3 protein-coding genes and 1 pseudogene are annotated in these 3,788 nt (G+C 43.3%); 1 reads left to right on the top strand and 3 read right to left on the bottom strand.

Annotation, left to right across the window (positions count from 1 at the left end; translation table 11 throughout):
- Positions 1 to 115: 115 nt before the first annotated feature.
- On the bottom strand, positions 116 to 769 hold the full coding sequence (locus MZO40_RS15575; protein WP_252133401.1) for a recombinase family protein: 654 nt from the start codon (positions 767 to 769) through the stop codon (positions 116 to 118).
- A 211-nt stretch (positions 770 to 980) separates the two neighbouring features.
- Positions 981 to 1,997: an IS30 family transposase gene (locus MZO40_RS15570; protein ID WP_252133400.1), complete on the bottom strand. Its 1,017-nt coding sequence runs from the start codon at positions 1,995 to 1,997 to the stop codon at positions 981 to 983.
- A gap of 120 nt (positions 1,998 to 2,117) precedes the next feature.
- Between MZO40_RS15570 and MZO40_RS15565 the strand changes: the two are divergent.
- Positions 2,118 to 2,345, top strand: a pseudogene (locus MZO40_RS15565) (DNA polymerase); the annotation flags it as partial.
- Between the two features lie 160 nt (positions 2,346 to 2,505).
- On the opposite strand, the gene MZO40_RS15560 reads toward MZO40_RS15565, so the two are convergent.
- A partial coding sequence (locus MZO40_RS15560; protein WP_252133398.1) for a MucBP domain-containing protein occupies positions 2,506 to 3,788 on the bottom strand: 1,283 nt, incomplete at its 5' end.

The following is a 3,788-nucleotide window of genomic DNA, read 5'->3' as shown; positions in this document are numbered from 1 at the left end:
ATTTAATGCTTTCCAGGGTTCAAATAAGTTATTAATCGCGATTAATGATTTATTTGAGCTGTGGAAGGTAAACGCGGTTCTGAATGTCTCTTAAAATCTGTCTCAAATATTGACTTCAATCCATCTCACTACGGGGAACATTTGCTAGATCTTCTGCCTGATACTTTTCGATGCGATATAAGGTTACTGGTGCAATACCTAACATGCGGGCAATTTGTCGCTTGGTCAGAGTTTCATCTCCGTCTTTCTTCCTATTTAAAAGGCGACAGGCTTCTTTATAAATATAGCGTTTTTGACGATTAGGTGAATGAGGACCATATTCGCGAATTTTGCCTTTATATTTGCCCTGGCGTTTGGCAATTTCTATGCCTTGTTGTTGCCGTATCTTAATAGTTTCGCGCTCTTCTTGAGCAATATACTTATATAGTTCGACAATAATTGTCGTAATCAAGTTACGCAGGTTAGGATCTTCAATACTTGCAAAGCTAGGTAGATTTAGAACGTTCAATTGAGCTCCACGATGCCGAATGGTTTCGATGATGTCAGTCAAATCATGAGAATTGCGACCAAGTCGATCAAGGCTCAGTACCACTACTTCATCATCATCACGAATATAGTCTAACATTGCTTTCAGTTGAGGACGATCGGCATTTTTACCTGAAAGCTTCTCTTGAAAGATTTTATTAACACCGGCATCATGTAGCTGTTCAATTTGACGCGCCAGATTTTGATCACGCGTACTAACACGCGCATAACCGATTTTAGACAATTCTAGATCACCCCCGGGTCACTTATATGTAACTAATAATACCCCCATCTCTCTTTAGTTACAATAGGGTACACCCTAATGTGATATCAATGTTGAACTATGCAGGTCTTACGTTGGCGATGATTCAAATGCAAATTCAATTAAAAAGATCTCCTCAATTTTCAAGTCAAGTGCAACGATGATAACGAATTCTTGATAGTGGTCTAGGCTGTTACGCCATGCATCGGTAGTAATCGCATGGGCGAAGATAGTTCAGAATACGTCTGGGACGATGGTTCAGTGCGGATTGGACTGCTTGAATTTCAACCAGGGTAACTGCTCTGAGAGACTTCCCTTTCGAAAAGAATTCCCTAAGCAGTCCATTGGCGTTCTCGTTTGTGCCACGCTCCCAAGGCGAGTACGGATGTGCGAAGTAAATCTGGGTTCCAACAATCTCTGATAACTTGGCAAACTCGGAACCATTGTCAAAAGTGATACTCTCAAATTCCTTGGCCCCGTAGTCGTCGATTGTGTCCTGCAAGGCTTTAAGGCAGGTGCCCGCATGATAGTCAGGAATCTTGACGATGATCTCAGTCCGGCTGTACCGTTCTGTGAGCGTCATTAATGCTGGCTCATCAGCTAAGCGAATACCTTTGACCAAGTCGCCTTCCCAATGTCCCACGCCTGTGCGGTCATTCACGGCCGCAGGACGCAACTCGATTGAGTCGCCGTATATCTTCTTATTCTTGCGCTTGTGGGCGTTCTTATAGCCTTTGATGCGGCGTCGGAGCTTCTTGAGAAGTGTCATGTTGTCTAGCTCAAGCAGCCCGGCGTCGATGTAGCGATACACAGTTGTCGTTGAAGGGCAAGCCTTGCCCTGGTCGCGATAGAAGTGTACGAAGCTATCAACGCTGTGTACGCGCGGCTTACGAGTAAGCTCCCTGGAGAGAGCCTTGAAGAACGCACGGCCGGTCTTAAGAAAGGCGTAGTGACCGGTTCTATCGCGTTTACGGTCGTGCATGGCTTGGGCAGTTTCCGCAAGATAGACTTGATGCGAGTGACGCTTCGAGTCGAGCTGAGTTACAGATCCACGCGTGATTTCTCGTGAGATTGTCGCTTTACTGCGATGAAGCTTCTGTGCAATCACGGTCGCGGTGTCACCAGCAGCCTGAAGAGCCTGAATTGTAGCACGGTCGCTAAAACTGAGTTGTTGGTAATGCTTGTGGGTGTTAGTCTGAGAGTGGGTCATGAAGATTCCTGCTTTCTTGTTTAGCTAGCACTAACAAGAATAGGTCTTCATGGCCTTTATGGTCTAGTCGTCAGGGTGTTGCACTTGAATTGTAAACTGGGGCACCCAGTAAATGTGAAAAAAGACTATGGCAATAGTCAGGTGCTCATGTGTGATTACACGCAGGCAAAGGAGATTAAAGTCGTGCTTAGCGAGATTGCTGATCAGGTTGCTGGCAGACTTCGTCACCATCAAGTACAAGGTGAAGTGGTTAGCGTTGGGATTGATTATGCTGATGCAGAAGAAGCGGGCACCTCCGGTTTCGGTGTGCAAATGAAGATTTATCCCACAAACCACACTGACGATTTGAGCCCCAAAAAAACGTCCGCACGTCCAACCGTACAATTCTTGTCCGGACCATTGACATTCTTGCCGACGTAGAGCCAAATAAAGACCCTGAAGAATAATAATATTCTTCAGGGTCCTCTTTAAATAATCTATATTCGCTACAGATATATTTATTTAATGGTTAATCATTACGACGTTTCTTGATACCAAGAAAACCGAGTAAACTTCCAAACATTGCCAACAAAATACCAATAAAGGACATTGTTTGACTTTGACTATTGTTTTCACCAGTTTGAGGTAATTCTGGTGAATTAACAGCACCGTTGTTAACTTTAGATCCTGTATTAGTCGACGTATTGATTACTCCATTGTTAGTAGCGTTACTTGGCTGGGAAGGATTCCCTGGTTGGTTAGAACTGGGATTTCCTGTGTCCGTACCATTACCTGGCTTCCCCGGTTGATTGAGCCCAGTGCCGCCATTGTTATCTGTTGCGGGGTTCTTCGTGTAAACATAGGTAACAGTCTGATCCTGATCCGTAAAGCTCCCCGTAGGGTTTCCTTGGACTTCTTTGAAGGTGTAGCCTGGCACATCCTTTTGGGTCGTTGAATATGGATCGCCTACATTACCAGAAGCAATAACATCGTCAGCAATTGGATTGCCGTTTTCATCAACATACTTAGCTGTGACGTTACCGCCAGCAACTGGAGTCTTGGTATAGGTAACCGTGAATTCTAAGTCCTTTGAGTCCCCATTAACTGTTTGCTTGTCAATTTGCGCCTTGTCAGCTGTATAACCCTTTAATTCAGGACTTGTTACTGCGGCAAAGCTTTGATCTGCTGACCAAGGACCATACGTCTTTTCCCCAGTTACTGCGTCAGTTGAGCCTTGACGCGTAAAGGTCACTTGAGCGGTGTGATCAGCAGGAGTTTGATTACCAGCGCCTTGATAATGAATGGTCTCATTAACAGTTTGGTTTTCACTTGTTTGTGTTGTACCATGCGTCAAATGAACTTCATAATTCTTGACTGTTCCATCTTCGTTATATTCCACACCAGTTGCCGGATAACCATCTGACACTAGCTTATAACCCTGATTTTCATAATTTTTGATTGTATTACCAGTTTGATAACTATCCGTCGTACCATAGTTTCCCGTTAAGTCTGTGGTACTTAACTTCTTACCCGTCGTATCATCAATATATGTGACATTTGCCTTCTCATTGATTTTTTTAACATTAACATTAATAGTACCAATACCATTTTCAGTTACGGTAATTACACTTGGAATATGTTCATCCTTATTAGCTAATTCATAACCATCCGGTAACGAAATCTTAACATCAACTTTATCGCCAACTTTTCCTGAAACTTGGTCAGTTTTTACTACCTTGCCATCTGGATCGATATAGTTGATAGTTCCTGTTTTGGTTATAGGAATCTTCTTAATATTAATAATGATAGTTT

Origin of the sequence: Lactiplantibacillus sp. B652 (assembly GCF_023806745.1) — a bacterium.
Classification (GTDB): Bacteria; Bacillota; Bacilli; order Lactobacillales; family Lactobacillaceae; genus Lactiplantibacillus; species Lactiplantibacillus pentosus.
This window is presented reverse-complemented; position numbering and strand designations above follow the sequence as displayed.